General features: G+C 50.7%; 18 protein-coding genes and 1 pseudogene. 14 read left to right on the forward strand and 5 right to left on the reverse strand.

All coding sequences use genetic code 11. From position 1 onward, the window contains the following. Positions 1-58: 58 nt before the first annotated feature. Positions 59-331 (forward strand): YjbD family protein, encoded by a 273-nt coding sequence (locus OGV85_RS07480; RefSeq protein WP_032948299.1) that lies wholly within the window; start codon positions 59-61, stop codon positions 329-331. Here the strand turns inward: OGV85_RS07480 and rluF are convergent. Continuing rightward, positions 328-1209: a 23S rRNA pseudouridine(2604) synthase RluF gene (gene rluF / locus OGV85_RS07485; protein ID WP_032948298.1), complete on the reverse strand. Its 882-nt coding sequence runs from the start codon at positions 1207-1209 to the stop codon at positions 328-330. The two genes, OGV85_RS07480 and rluF, sit on opposite strands and share 4 nt — an antisense overlap. Before the next feature lie 469 nt (positions 1210-1678). Here rluF and OGV85_RS07490 point away from each other — a divergent pair, with 469 nt between their 5' ends. The 8 genes from OGV85_RS07490 to OGV85_RS07525 all read left to right on the forward strand — a co-directional run bounded on the left by OGV85_RS07490 (position 1679) and on the right by OGV85_RS07525 (position 8224). Then, the gene (locus tag OGV85_RS07490) at positions 1679-2632 is read left to right on the forward strand and encodes a sugar-binding transcriptional regulator (protein WP_061547491.1); all 954 of its coding nucleotides are present in this window, start codon (positions 1679-1681) and stop codon (positions 2630-2632) included. A gap of 70 nt (positions 2633-2702) precedes the next feature. Continuing rightward, entirely contained in the window at positions 2703-3509 is an 807-nt protein-coding gene (locus tag OGV85_RS07495) for an SDR family oxidoreductase (RefSeq protein WP_003031649.1), read from the forward strand. A gap of 9 nt (positions 3510-3518) precedes the next feature. Next, a complete protein-coding gene (locus OGV85_RS07500) occupies positions 3519-3926 on the forward strand; it encodes a mannose/fructose/sorbose PTS transporter subunit IIA (protein ID WP_003031647.1) in 408 nt (135 codons plus the stop codon). Beyond that, on the forward strand, positions 3926-4420 hold the full coding sequence (locus tag OGV85_RS07505) for a PTS sugar transporter subunit IIB (RefSeq protein WP_003031646.1): 495 nt from the start codon (positions 3926-3928) through the stop codon (positions 4418-4420). The genes OGV85_RS07500 and OGV85_RS07505 overlap by 1 nt, the downstream gene beginning before the upstream one ends. A 65-nt stretch (positions 4421-4485) precedes the next feature. Continuing rightward, positions 4486-5283 carry a PTS mannose/fructose/sorbose transporter subunit IIC gene (locus tag OGV85_RS07510; RefSeq protein WP_003841402.1) on the forward strand — a complete coding sequence of 266 codons (798 nt, stop codon included), beginning with the start codon at positions 4486-4488 and terminating at the stop codon, positions 5281-5283. A gap of 11 nt (positions 5284-5294) precedes the next feature. After that, entirely contained in the window at positions 5295-6119 is an 825-nt protein-coding gene (locus tag OGV85_RS07515) for a PTS system mannose/fructose/sorbose family transporter subunit IID (RefSeq protein WP_003031641.1), read from the forward strand. A gap of 67 nt (positions 6120-6186) precedes the next feature. After that, the gene (sorE, locus tag OGV85_RS07520; protein ID WP_003031639.1) at positions 6187-7410 is read left to right on the forward strand and encodes an L-sorbose 1-phosphate reductase; all 1224 of its coding nucleotides are present in this window, start codon (positions 6187-6189) and stop codon (positions 7408-7410) included. Between the two features lies 1 nt (position 7411). Next, complete coding sequence (locus OGV85_RS07525) at positions 7412-8224, forward strand: shikimate 5-dehydrogenase (protein WP_061547490.1); 813 nt, start codon at positions 7412-7414, stop codon at positions 8222-8224. Positions 8225-8269: 45 nt separating this feature from the next. Here the strand turns inward: OGV85_RS07525 and OGV85_RS07530 are convergent, their stop codons facing one another. Beyond that, positions 8270-8626 (reverse strand): hypothetical protein, encoded by a 357-nt coding sequence (locus tag OGV85_RS07530; protein ID WP_061547489.1) that lies wholly within the window; start codon positions 8624-8626, stop codon positions 8270-8272. Between the two features lie 141 nt (positions 8627-8767). Between OGV85_RS07530 and OGV85_RS07535 the strand changes: the two genes are divergently transcribed. The 3 genes from OGV85_RS07535 (at position 8768) to OGV85_RS07545 (ending at position 10576) form a co-directional block, all read left to right on the forward strand. After that, the gene (locus OGV85_RS07535) at positions 8768-8929 is read left to right on the forward strand and encodes a phage protein (RefSeq protein ID WP_003841416.1); all 162 of its coding nucleotides are present in this window, start codon (positions 8768-8770) and stop codon (positions 8927-8929) included. Positions 8930-9170: 241 nt separating this feature from the next. Continuing rightward, positions 9171-10313, forward strand: coding sequence for a DUF8093 domain-containing protein (locus tag OGV85_RS07540; protein ID WP_040229863.1), 1143 nt, complete (start codon positions 9171-9173; stop codon positions 10311-10313). Beyond that, on the forward strand, positions 10307-10576 hold the full coding sequence (locus OGV85_RS07545; RefSeq protein ID WP_040229864.1) for a hypothetical protein: 270 nt from the start codon (positions 10307-10309) through the stop codon (positions 10574-10576). Before OGV85_RS07540 ends, OGV85_RS07545 begins: the two co-directional genes overlap by 7 nt. 83 nt (positions 10577-10659) lie before the next feature. Here OGV85_RS07545 and OGV85_RS07550 read toward each other — a convergent pair. Further along, a pseudogene (locus OGV85_RS07550) lies at positions 10660-10782 on the reverse strand (IS3 family transposase); the annotation flags it as partial. Positions 10783-11203: 421 nt separating this feature from the next. Between OGV85_RS07550 and OGV85_RS07555 the strand changes: the two are divergent. Further along, complete coding sequence (locus OGV85_RS07555) at positions 11204-11482, forward strand: addiction module antidote protein (RefSeq protein ID WP_061547524.1); 279 nt, start codon at positions 11204-11206, stop codon at positions 11480-11482. Positions 11483-11491: 9 nt separating this feature from the next. On the opposite strand, the gene OGV85_RS07560 is transcribed toward OGV85_RS07555, so the two are convergent. Continuing rightward, positions 11492-11809 carry a helix-turn-helix domain-containing protein gene (locus tag OGV85_RS07560; protein WP_003031625.1) on the reverse strand — a complete coding sequence of 106 codons (318 nt, stop codon included), beginning with the start codon at positions 11807-11809 and terminating at the stop codon, positions 11492-11494. Then, complete coding sequence (locus tag OGV85_RS07565) at positions 11799-12158, reverse strand: type II toxin-antitoxin system RelE/ParE family toxin (RefSeq protein WP_048220009.1); 360 nt, start codon at positions 12156-12158, stop codon at positions 11799-11801. The genes OGV85_RS07560 and OGV85_RS07565 overlap by 11 nt, the downstream gene beginning before the upstream one ends. 213 nt (positions 12159-12371) lie before the next feature. Here OGV85_RS07565 and pepE point away from each other — a divergent pair, with 213 nt between their 5' ends. Continuing rightward, positions 12372-13061 (forward strand): dipeptidase PepE, encoded by a 690-nt coding sequence (gene pepE / locus OGV85_RS07570; RefSeq protein ID WP_061547488.1) that lies wholly within the window; start codon positions 12372-12374, stop codon positions 13059-13061. The last annotated feature ends 22 nt before the right edge of the window (positions 13062-13083 follow it).

Raw genomic sequence — 13083 nt, forward strand, 5'->3', positions numbered from 1 at the left:
TATCAGCCTGGCCAGGATTACCGTACACTGAGGATATCGGCTAACAGAGGGCACCCGTATGGCACTCCCCCGCATTACCCAAAAAGAGATGACCGAGCGCGAACAGCGTGAACTGAAAACGCTGCTTGACCGCGCGCGCATTGCACATGGTCGCCTGCTGACCAACGCTGAAACAAACAGCATCAAGAAAGAGTACATCGATAAACTGATGGCCTTGCGCGAAGCAGAAGCTAAAAAAGCCCGCCAATTGAAGAAAAAGCAGGCTTATAAACCGGATTCAGACGCGTCATTCTCCTGGTCGGCGAATACGCCAACGCGCGGCAGACGTTAACGTCCTTTCTTCTTACGCCCCGGCGAGGTAAAACGCTTGCCGTTTGCCGCCGGGCGCGATTTCTCTTTCTCCGCCGATTTTTCGATTTTCACTACCGGACGCTTGATGCCTGCTGTGGCGGCTTTTGGCTTTGCTTTCGCCTTCGGTTTAGCTTCTGAGGATGAATTCTCAATCAGCTTGAACAGATCGATCAGTTCGTCATCCGTCAGGTCACGCCATTCACCCAGTGGCAAGCCGGACAAACTCACGTTCATGATGCGTGTGCGCTCAAGCTTGGTAACTTCATAGCCAAAGTGTTCGCACATACGACGGATCTGACGGTTCAGCCCCTGAATCAGCGTGATGCGAAACACAAACGGCGCTTCTTTCTTCACCTTACATTTCTTGGTGACGGTGCCGAGAATTGGCACACCAGCCCCCATCCCACGGATAAAATCATCAGTGACCGGCTTATCTACCGTCACCAGATACTCTTTTTCGTGATCGTTACCGGCACGCAAGATTTTATTCACCAGGTCGCCGTGGTTGGTCAGAAAGATTAGCCCCTGGGAATCTTTATCCAGACGGCCAATGGGGAACACGCGCTTGCTGTGATTCACGAAATCAACAATGTTGTCGCGTTCGCTGTCTTCGGTGGTACTGACAATTCCTACCGGCTTGTTCAGCGCGATAAAAACCAGATCTTCCGCTTCACGCGGCTCAATCAACCGACCATTCACTTTTACGACGTCGCCAGGCATCACCTGATCGCCGATGGTGGCGCGTTTACCATTCAGGAAGACATTCCCTTGTTCGATAAAGCGATCCGCCTCGCGACGCGAGCAGATTCCGCTTTCACTGATGTATTTATTTAATCGGATGGATGAGTCGGGCAGCATAATTTCTCCTGTATACACTTCATCCTTCAAGCCGTCTCTGCGTTGGCTGCCCTCACTCACCCTGGTCACATAGTTATCTATGCTCCCAGGAATTCGTTCCCTTGCCGCCTTGATACAACTTGAATGCTTTTGTGTATTAAAAGCGAAATATACCCTACCTTGCGGACGATAAAAAATAATCGTGCTCGACTGCCCACGCGCTATTTGTGATCCGTCACACCTTTTGACACAAAAGTGTCAGCGATTCATCCCTGCAATTTTGTTGGGTGAAAACAAGCAGAATCAATACATTAGAGAGACAAGCACATCTGTGCCGACAGCACGCCATCACCACATCAAATGTGCAACACAATCGGTCATTACAGGGCACTGAAATAAGTGAAAATAGCTTTGAGATGGAGAACAGTTGGGGTTATATCAGATCAAGAAGACAATTTCGTGATTTGCACAAATGTGCAGGAGTCCAAAAATGGCGACGGAAAACAGCGATGATATCCGCCTGATCGTAAAGATAGCGCAGCTGTATTACGAACAGGATATGACACAAGCGCAAATCGCCCGCGAGCTGGGTATTTACCGCACCACGATCAGCCGTTTGCTAAAACGTGGACGCGAGCAGGGTATCGTCACCATCGCCATTAATTACGACTACAACGAAAATCTGTGGCTGGAACAGCAGCTAAAACAGAAATTTGGCCTGAAAGAAGCGGTGGTGGTCTCCTGCGACAGCGAACAGGAAGATGAACAGCTCACAATGATGGGTGTGCACGGCGCACAGTTGCTGGAACGCTTGCTGGAGCCTGGGGACATTATCGGGTTCTCATGGGGCCGCGCGGTACGGGGACTGGTGGAAGGGTTATCCCCTGCCAGCCAGTCGCGCCAGCTGATCTGCGTGCCGATTATCGGCGGACCGTCCGGCAAGCTTGAAAGCCGCTACCACGTCAATACGCTAACCTACGGCGCTGCGGCAAAGCTTAAAGGGGAATCACACCTGGCAGATTTCCCGGCACTGCTGGAAAACCCGCTGATCCGTAACGGGATCATGCAGTCACGACATTTTAAATCGATTTCCGCTTATTGGGATAATCTGGACATCGCGCTGGTCGGAATTGGATCTCCGGCAATACGTGATGGCGCCAACTGGCACGCTTTTTACGGCAGTGAAGAGAGTGATGACCTGCATGCTCGCCGGGTCGCCGGAGACATTTGCTCGCGCTTTTACGATATCAACGGTGTAACCGTAGAAACCAATATGAGTGAAAAGACGCTCTCCATCGAAACCAATAAATTAAAACAGACGCGTTACTCCATTGGCATTGCAATGGGTGAAGAAAAATACAGTGGGATATTAGGCGCATTACGTGGGAATTATATTAACTGTTTAGTCACCAACAGCCATACCGCTGAATTATTGTTGAAGTAAATAAATTCTAATTGGTCCTGCCATAATTAATTTTATGTGGGATCCCCTTATCTGAAATCGGGAGTTAATTATGCAAACGTGGTTAAACTTGCAGGGCAAAGTCATTATTGTTACCGGTGGTGCATCCGGTATTGGGCTGGCGATTGTTGAAGAGTTATTAGCGCAGGGCGCTAATGTGCAAATGGCGGATATTCACGGTGGTGACGGTAAATATGAAGGCCATAATGGATATCATTTCTGGCCGACAGATATTTCCAGCGCCAAAGAAGTTAATCATACCGTTACCGAAATTATCCACCGCTATGGGCGTATCGATGGTTTGGTGAATAACGCAGGCGTTAATTTTCCGCGGCTGCTGGTCGATGAAAAAGCCCCCGCCGGGCAATATGAACTCAACGAAGCCGCTTTTGAAAAAATGGTGAATATCAACCAGAAAGGTGTGTTCTTAATGTCGCAAGCAGCGGCACGCCAAATGGTAAAACAGCGTAACGGCGTGATTGTGAATGTCTCTTCAGAAAGCGGGCTGGAAGGTTCAGAGGGCCAAAGTTGCTATGCCGCCACCAAAGCCGCATTGAATAGCTTTACCCGTTCCTGGTCGAAAGAGTTGGGCAAACACGGCATTCGTGTGGTGGGCATTGCACCTGGCATTCTGGAAAAAACCGGACTGCGTACCCCCGAATATGAAGAAGCGCTGGCCTGGACTCGCAACATCACCGTCGAACAGCTGCGCGAGGGCTACACCAAGAACGCGATCCCAATTGGTCGCTCAGGGCGCTTAAGCGAAGTCGCTGATTTTGTTTGTTATCTTTTGTCTGAGCGCGCCAGTTACATAACCGGAGTAACCACTAACATTGCTGGCGGAAAAACGCGCGGCTAAGGAGGTTTTATGGTCAATGCAATCTTCTGTGCTCACGGCAAACTGGCCTGCGCCATGCTGGAATCGGTACAGATGGTCTACGGTGATGCCAACGTTGAAGCCGTGGCATTTGTCCCCGGAGAGAACGCCAGCGACATCGTGGAAAAGCTGAAAAAGTTAGTAAGTATTCACACTGGCGATGAATGGCTGATTGCCGTCGATTTGCAGTGTGGCAGTCCCTGGAATGCTGCCGCGACGCTGGCAATGCACAATCCGGCGATACGGGTCATTAGCGGGTTATCACTGCCGTTGGCGCTGGAGCTGGTAGACAACCAAAGCAGCATGAATGTGGATGAACTGTGCGAACACCTGACGACCATTGCTCAACAAACCTGTGTCGTCTGGAAACATCTGGAAACGGCCGAAGAGGATTTCTGATGAACATTACCCTTGCTCGTATTGATGACCGCCTGATCCACGGTCAGGTCACCACCGTCTGGTCGAAGGTGGCAAATGCCCAACGGATTATTATCTGTAATGACGACGTTTATAACGATGAAGTACGTCGTACATTATTACGTCAGGCCGCCCCGCCGGGAATGAAAGTGAACGTTGTTAATATCGAAAAGGCGGTCGCAGTTTACCATAATCCGCAATACCAGAACGAAACCGTTTTTTATCTATTTACCCGCCCGCAGGATGCATTAGCAATGGTAAAACAAGGGGTAAAAATCACCACATTAAATATTGGCGGCATGGCCTGGCGACCAGGTAAAAAACAATTAACCAAAGCCGTTTCTTTAGATAACGACGATATTCATGCGTTTCGTGAGTTAGATAAACTGGGTGTCACGCTGGATTTACGCGTCGTCGCATCCGATCCATCTATTAATATTCTCGAAAAAATAGAAGAACAATCGTTCGCTGAATAAATAAAAATGCCTGTGTACTTATGCTTTAACAGGCAGGGATGATCACATTCACAAGGTGACATATTATGGAAATAAGTACCCTACAAATTATCGCCATATTTCTATTTTCCTGTATTGCAGGAATGGGCAGCGTGCTGGATGAGTTCCAGACCCACCGTCCGCTAATTGCTTGTACCGTTATCGGCCTGATCCTCGGTGATTTAAAAACCGGGATTATGCTCGGCGGCACGCTGGAGTTAATCGCTCTGGGTTGGATGAACGTCGGCGCAGCGCAGTCTCCCGATTCGGCGCTCGCCAGTATTATCTCTGCCATTCTGGTTATCGTCGGTCAGCAAAGCATTGCTACTGGTATCGCCATCGCCCTGCCGGTGGCGGCGGCAGGTCAGGTACTGACGGTATTCGCCCGTACCATCACCGTGGTGTTCCAGCACGCAGCGGATAAAGCCGCCGAAGACGCCCGCTTTCGTACCATCGACATGCTGCACGTTTCCGCTCTCGGTGTACAGGCGCTGCGCGTTGCCATTCCTGCATTAATCGTCTCGCTGTTTGTCAGCGCCGATATGGTCAGCAATATGCTCAATGCCATTCCGGAATTCGTCACCCGCGGATTGCAGATTGCCGGTGGCTTTATCGTGGTGGTCGGCTACGCCATGGTGCTGCGCATGATGGGGGTGAAGTACCTGATGCCCTTCTTCTTCCTCGGGTTTATCGCTGGGGGTTATCTCGATTTGAGCCTGCTGGCTTTCGGTGGGGTTGGCGTGATTATCGCGCTGGTCTACATCCAGTTGAACCCACAGTGGCGTAAAGCCGAACCGCAGGCGCAACCCGCCTCTTCTCAAGCTATCGATCAGCTTGATGACTAATGGAGCCAGCCATGGAACAGAAAAAACTGACCAAATCCGACCTGTTTAGCATGTTCGTTCGCTCCAACCTGCAACAGGCGTCATTCAACTTTGAACGCATTCATGGGTTGGGCTTTTGCTACGACATGATCCCTGCCATCAAGCGCCTGTATCCGCTGAAAGAAGACCAGGTTGCAGCACTCAAACGGCACCTGGTGTTCTTCAATACCACACCTGCCGTTTGCGGCCCGGTGATTGGCGTGACCGCCGCGATGGAAGAAGCTCGCGCCAACGGTGCGGAAATTGACGACGGTGCCATCAACGGTATCAAAGTTGGGCTGATGGGTCCGCTGGCCGGCGTCGGCGATCCGCTGGTATGGGGAACGCTGCGCCCGATTACCGCCGCGCTCGGCGCATCGCTGGCGCTGTCCGGCAACATTCTCGGCCCACTATTGTTCTTCTTTATTTTCAATGCAGTACGTCTGGCAATGAAGTGGTACGGCTTACAGCTTGGCTTTCGTAAAGGGGTCAACATCGTCAGCGACATGGGCGGCAACCTGCTACAGAAACTGACCGAAGGCGCATCGATTCTCGGCCTGTTTGTGATGGGAGTATTGGTCACCAAATGGACCAGCATCAACGTGCCGCTGGTGGTATCGCAAACGCCTGGCGCAGACGGCACCACCGTCACCATGACCGTGCAGAACATTCTCGACCAACTCTGCCCCGGCCTGCTGGCGTTGGGTCTGACGCTGCTGATGGTGCGTCTGCTCAACAAGAAAATTAATCCGGTATGGCTAATATTCGCCCTGTTTGCGCTGGGAATTATCGGTAACGCACTGGGCTTCCTGTCCTGATTTTTCGCTCCGGCAATGCCGGGGCAACTTCAACAAATAGTCCTCGAAAGAGGAAGAGGTGGTAACAATGCAAACAACAACAGCTTTACGTCTTTATGGTAAACGCGATCTGCGCCTGGAAACTTTCGACCTTCCTGAAATGCGGGATGACGAAATTCTGGCCTCAGTCGTAACCGACAGCCTGTGCCTTTCTTCCTGGAAAGAGGCTAACCAGGGCGAGAACCACAAAAAGGTGCCGGACGATGTGGCCACCAACCCGATCATCATCGGTCATGAGTTTTGCGGCGACATTATTGCCGTAGGCAAAAAATGGCAGCATAAGTTTCAGCCCGGCCAGCGCTATGTCATTCAGGCTAACCTGCAACTGCCGGATCGCCCGGACTGTCCCGGCTACTCCTTCCCGTGGGTGGGCGGTGAAGCCACGCACGTCATCATTCCTGATGAAGTCATGGAGCAGGACTGCCTGTTGGCCTACGAAGGTGAAACCTATTTTGAAGGTTCGCTGGTTGAGCCGCTATCCTGCGTGATTGGCGCATTCAACGCCAACTATCACCTGCAGGAAGGCTCTTATAACCATAAGATGGGCATTCGTCCGCAGGGACATACACTGATACTCGGCGGCACCGGTCCGATGGGACTACTGGCGATCGACTATGCACTGCATGGCCCGGTTAACCCGGCGCTGCTGGTGGTAACCGACACCAATAACGACAAGTTGAGCTACGCCCGCAAGCACTATCCATCAGAACCACAAACGTTGATCCATTATCTCCACGCCCAGGATGCGAGTTATGACACCTTGATGGCGCTGAGCGGCGGGCACGGGTTTGATGACATCTTTGTGTTTGTGCCCAACGAACAGCTGGTTACGCTGGCCTCTTCCCTGCTGGCTGCCGATGGTTGCATGAACTTCTTTGCTGGTCCGCAGGATAAGCAGTTTAGCGCGCCGATTAACTTCTACGACGTACACTACGCCTTCACCCATTATGTTGGGACGTCTGGCGGCAATACCGACGACATGCGCGCGGCGGTAAAACTGATCGAAGAGAAGAAAGTTCAGGCGGCAAAAGTGGTGACGCACATTCTGGGGTTAAATGCGGCAGGTGAAACAACGCTGGAACTGCCAAAAATCGGCGGCGGGAAAAAACTGGTTTACACCGGCAAAGCCTTACCATTAACCGCGCTCACTCAGATTGATGATCCAGCCTTGCGCGATATCCTGGAGCGTCATCAGGGGGTCTGGTCGCAGGAAGCCGAACAGTACATATTGTCTCACGCCGAGGAAATTTAACATGATTAACCGCGACACCCAGTTGTGCATGTCGCTTGCCGGTCGCCCCGGCAACTTTGGCACTCGCTTTCACAACTATCTGTATGAAAAATTAGGGTTAAATTTTATCTACAAAGCCTTTACCACGCAGGATATTGAGGCCGCAGTGAAAGGCGTTCGCGCGCTGGGTATCCGCGGTTGCGCGGTATCAATGCCGTTTAAAGAGAGCTGCATGCCGTTTCTGGATACCATCGATCCTTCCGCAAGCGTCATTGATTCCGTCAACACCATCGTCAATGACAACGGTACGCTGACAGGATTTAACACCGACTATATTGCGGTAAAAAGCCTGATTGCCAGCCACCAGCTCGATAGCAGCGCTCGCGTCATGATTCGCGGCAGCGGCGGCATGGGCAAAGCTGTGATTGCCGCCTTTCGCGATGCGGGGTTTACGGATGTAATCATTGCCGCACGTAATCGAGAGAGCGGCACTACGCTGGCAAAACAGTACGGTTTCCAGTGGCAGCCGCAGCCGGATGGAATTGCCTGCGATATTCTGGTCAACGTGACGCCCGTCGGCATGGCGGGCGGGAAAGAGTGTGATGAACTGGCCTACAGCGAAGCGATGGTTGCGACCGCCAGCATAGTGTTTGACGTGGTCGCTCTGCCGCCGGAAACGCCGGTGATTAAGCTGGCACAGCAGTTGGGTAAAAAGACCATCAGCGGCGCAGAGGTGATTGCCTTACAGGCCGTAGAGCAATTCGCCATGTACACCGACGTGCGCCCGGATGACGCGCTGATTGCCGAAGCAGCAGAATTTGCGCGGGCGGGGTAAAGGAGCAGGAACAGAGCGCCGGGGATGGGCGCTCTTTTTTAAGTTCTACGCAACAGCAAACAGCGTCTGATCGGCTTTCGCGTCCAACCGCGCCAGCGCGGGAATCAACTGGCTGATGTTTACCAGACTGTGTCCTAACTGGCATACGCTCTCATGGGAAAAATGTCCCTGACTTTCACCTGACATAGTCAGCAGGCTTTCGCCCATAAAATTCAGCGTCTGGTACAACCCTGCCAGCACCTCTTCACAGCCAAACGATAGCGCCAGATTTTCTTCGGTGGTGAGATGGCGACAATCAAGATGGCGAAACGCCTCGGCGAGAGGAGAATAAAACAGATCGGCTTGCGGTATGAGAGAAGAAGACGCAAAACAGGCGTTAGTAGTACTATTAGCATCAGCCATAGCATTACCTCGTATAATGTTGTGGTTAGACGCCCTGATCGTGTTCCCGCACTTTCGGGGCGTTGTCATTTTTGGTGTGTGAGAGTAATGTGTCATCACACATACTCACACTACTCTTGTGTAATTAAGGTGTCAACACACATGAACGAAAGAAGAGGCAATCCCCCGTTTCAATTCCGTCTGGATCCGGAACTGCGCAAAGCGATGGAAGAAGCACAACGGCAGGATGGCGATGAATCGTTGGCAGCCTGGATTAAACGTGTGATTAGAAAAGAGCTGAAGCAGAAAGGGATCGAAGTCTAGCGATCGGCATTATGTATCGTTTTCTTGAGGTGTGCTTAGAGCGGGCTGCGGACATTGGTAAGGTCTTACTTACATCGTGGCGTTTTGAGCAGCTTTGAGCAGCAATAGTGCTGCCAGAGCGATGGTGACTCTTCCTTCCAGTAAACCAAAAATAGCTCAACCACAAAAACCAATCCGTTTGATTTTTCGCCGCTTTAACGAAATAATCCTTATCAAATACATGGGATAAGGAACAAACGGAATGTTCACTCTTTACATGAGGTGGGATGCTGAGCGAGAACTGGCTCCAAGTGATATTCAGTTCATTCTATCGCCACGAGATGCGCTGGATATGGCGAGCATCTTTTACGAACTGGATTACCTGGAATATGACCAGCGCAACCGCATTCTGCCTCACAGCGTCCCGAAGAGACGGAGAGGGGTTTACCACCGATTCGCAACACAACCCTACAAACGCAAGCGTCTTACTGAATACGACGGACTCTATGATGAGGTGAAATGGAATCTGGAGCTCGGCTGGATGGTCGGCGTTAACACTAAGGAAAAATGGGATCACTTCCGCAATCCGTTCTATTTCGATGATGAAAGTAATCTGATTTATGACTGCTTTATGGATATCTACAGCGAGGGTTTTCAGCAGGCAGTGCGTCAAATCTACGAATATAGCCTCAACGAGCATCAAGGAAGGAAGCCGCCTCCGACAATTAAACATCACGATTCCGATGCCCCTATACAGCGCGCTCAGGCGGGTAAAACTATTAATAGTAAAGCAGCCGGGAGGCTTTTGGCGGCTGGCGGCATCTATAATGGCAACATTGAGGGATTCCATCAGGCGGCAGAACAACTCGGTGGTGATGCTCTAGCGGGTTACGATCAGGTCATGGACAACAAGGGATTACTCATTACTGCCGCTTCGGCAGCAGCCGCACTGACGATGGGAAAAATGCGGTTCCCTGAGCTGGATGAGTTTGAATATTTCGGGGCCAGGGGCACTTTCTCAGGAAGACCATTCGATCCAGAATTGGCTGGGGGCCCAATAGAAAACCTAACAACTGATGGTGTAATTATTACACACAAAGGGATAGCCACAGTTGAAAAGCACATATCTCGCTTTGGTCCTGACAGTGCCAATGATTTTATGGTTGATAGACTAAAAAAAGCCGCTAATGGCGAAATCACCCCTGAGCAAGTAGACTTAAATTACTACGCACATGAGTGTCGGGAATTCGAGCGCTACTGCAATTTAGGTTGGGAAACAGGTAGGCCAGTCGATGACATTGAAGCCCACACTCTGTGGAACAACACACATACAGCCACCCTTGAAGATTATAAGTTAAGCGGTGCCATAGAAGACCTATACCATCCGGACGCCCCATTATGGTAAATAATACTGAACTGAATATCCTGAAATTATTAGCTTCCAGAGACGATGTTAATTGGACTTGGTACAACCTTGATAGAGCAATGAGCATCAGAAAAATGGATGGCATTGGCAACGTTGCAAGGCTTGTCTCCAATCTATCAGAGGCCGGGTTAGTGGACATTGTTCCGGGAACAACTGGTGGGATGAATTATTATCGCGTATCTGAAAAGGGCCATAACTTACTGAATGATATTAACGAGCAACATCTGGTCGATTTACCATAACACCCGTTGCAAGGCTTACGTGAAAAGCCCGCATTCCAACTGCGGGCTTAAGGTGTAGTGGTCAACTAAGACGGATCACTGAGTTAGCGTTTTTTCCTGTATTGGTTTTCCGATTCGTTTGGTGGTAACTCACCATTATATTCATGCATCCTGAGCACACTGTAATACCCAACGATATAATCCGTTATTGCCCAGGCTGTATCACTCCCTGCAAAACAATCCATTCACTTTTAGAAAACCGCTGACACTGCGAGCCTCCGCTCCTGACAAAAAGCCCCTCTATCCCCTATTATTGTTTCCCAAATCAAGCATAACATCTGAAAAATGACGCATTATTGCGAGGCGCTTTCCTGTTTACGCCCACCAGCATTTCCTCTTACCTCCCAGTTTTTTATTCTCTGCTTTCAACTTGTCAATTCAAAATGTAGTTTATAAAATACATGGAACGTAATCATGGAAATTCTTCAGACCACGGTTTTCCAACACTGGGAGCAGAATCTGCGAGATCGCAGGGCCAAAACGCGCATTGCCGCACGACTTTTTCGACTGGCGAATGGTTTAGCTGGCGATGTTAAACCTGTAGGTGAAGGCTCGCTCATTCACTGGATTATCAGGAGATCTACCGTCATGAATAAACTTACTCACTACGATCCCGCGACTGCGCTGGTTGATGATGAAGAAATTGCTGTAATTATGGCGGATGCCCTCGAAACAGGCGATGCAACGTACATTGCAAAAGCGTTGGGCGTGGTGGCACGCGCTAAGGGAATGGCGAACATCGCGGCAGAAACGGGATTATCCCGCGAACAACTCTACCGCTCGTTTAGTGAGAAAGGAAACCCGACGCTGAAAACCACGCTGGCGGTGATGAAGGCGCTCGGTATTGGATTGACAGTTAAGGTTTGAAATTGGATATCAGCCAAATTTCACTTTCAGCTTTCCTGACATATTGCCCTCTTTCCCAACAACAATCTCTACATCACGACCCAGTCTCACCAGGCATTCGAGCATCTTTACTTCACTGATACCGCGAAACTGGCCGCGTAGCAGATTGGAAAGTTTAGGCTGCGTCATTCCCAGTAGCTGCGCGGACTGCTGCTGCGTTAACCCTTTGCGTTGCAAAATCTCACCAATCACCATTGCCAGTTGCGCTTTCAACTGCATCTGTTCTGCGTCATACACGCCTAAATCGGCGTAAACATTTCCGCTACTGGCTTCAACTTCATGTGACATATCCACTCTCCTGCGCATGGCGCTGAGCAGCCTTGAGCCGCTGATAAATCAGGTCAATTTCAGGTTTGGGCGTTGCCTTCCCGGCAACGGACTTCTTCTGAAAAACATGGAGAACATAAACCGCATTTTTCAACTGGATGGTGTAAACCGCCCGCCAGGTGTTGCCGTGATAATCCTCAACGACTTCCAGAACCCCCGCGCCACCAAATCCTTTTAATGGTTTAGTCTGTGAATGCTGTTTACCCTGCTGCGCAAGCCAAAGAGCAAACCCAAACGTATCCCGAACATGTTCTGGCATTCCCTGTAGATCTTTCCAGGCATGCCCAACCCAGTAAAGTGGTTTCGTCATCCTCCCCCCTTAATTATATCCATTTAGGTATAAAATGCCATTGCCCACCAGAAGAATAAATCAACAATCTCCCTTTCAGCCGAAATAAAACGCCAGTCTGCGAGGCGCTTTCCAGAACCTCACTTCCAACATCGTGAGCCATATCAGTAAGGCGTCAGGCTGATAGTGGTAGCATTAGCGCAGTTTGTAATTTTCTGATTACATGGAGAAATGATGGAACTGCTTTTATTGAGTAACTCGACGCTGCCGGGCAAAGGCTGGATGGAACATGCGCTGCCGCTGATCGCAGAGCAACTGAATGGTCGCCGTACGGCAGTGTTTATTCCGTTCGCCGGCGTGACGCAAACCTGGGATGAGTACACGGCGAAAACGGCAACCATCTTTGCGCCAATGGGCGTTAACGTTACCGGTATTCATACCGTTGCCGATCCAATTGCAGCCATTGAAAACGCCGAGCTGGTGATTGTCGGCGGCGGGAATACCTTCCAGTTGCTGAAAGAGAGTCGTGAGCGCGGGTTGCTGGCGCCGATCGTGGATGTCGTCAAACGCGGTGCGCTGTACATCGGCTGGAGCGCGGGTTCCAACCTTGCCTGCCAGACCATCCGCACCACCAACGACATGCCGATTGTCGATCCCAAAGGCTTTGATGCGCTGGGTCTGTTCCCGCTGCAGATTAACCCACATTTCACCAACGCGCTGCCGGAAGGCCACAAAGGCGAAACGCGTGAACAGCGTATCCGCGAACTGCTGGTTGTGGCACCGGAGCTGACGGTGATTGGCTTGCCGGAAGGTAACTGGATCAAGGTGAGTAACGGTAAGTCCGTGCTCGGCGGCCCGAACACCACGTATATCTTTAAAGCGGGTGAAGAGGCGGTTGCTGTTGAAGCAGGCCACTGCTTTTAGTTGATTTGTTGTCTGATGCCGG

The sequence above is a fragment of the Citrobacter sp. Cf132 genome (genome assembly GCF_030333885.1).
GTDB lineage: Bacteria > Pseudomonadota > Gammaproteobacteria > Enterobacterales > Enterobacteriaceae > Citrobacter > Citrobacter freundii.